The organism is Mesorhizobium sp. M1A.T.Ca.IN.004.03.1.1 (assembly GCF_003997555.1).
Classification (GTDB): domain Bacteria; phylum Pseudomonadota; class Alphaproteobacteria; order Rhizobiales; family Rhizobiaceae; genus Mesorhizobium.
In genome coordinates this window covers 1-229 of sequence record NZ_RZTV01001235.1, presented here as the reverse complement: position 1 = coordinate 229, position 229 = coordinate 1, and the positions used below count along the sequence as shown (strand labels likewise).

Below are 229 nucleotides of genomic sequence, written 5' to 3'. Positions count from 1 at the left end.
GCTGCATTGCGCAATCTCAAGTGGACCAACGTCAAGCCGCAGGACGACCTGATCGAATTTCCCAAGGGCAACCGCATCATCCTTCTTTCCGAAGGCCGTCTGCTCAACCTCGGCAATGCCACCGGCCATCCGTCCTTCGTGATGTCGGCTTCTTTCACCAACCAGACGCTGGCGCAGATCGAGCTCTTCACCAAGCCCGACCAGTATTCCAACCAGGTCTATATCCTGC

At 56.8% G+C, this 229-nt stretch carries 1 protein-coding gene; it reads left to right on the top strand.

The annotated features are described in order from the left end of the window. On the top strand, positions 1-229 hold a 229-nt coding region (locus EOD29_RS35645), incomplete at both ends, for an adenosylhomocysteinase (RefSeq protein WP_206520640.1).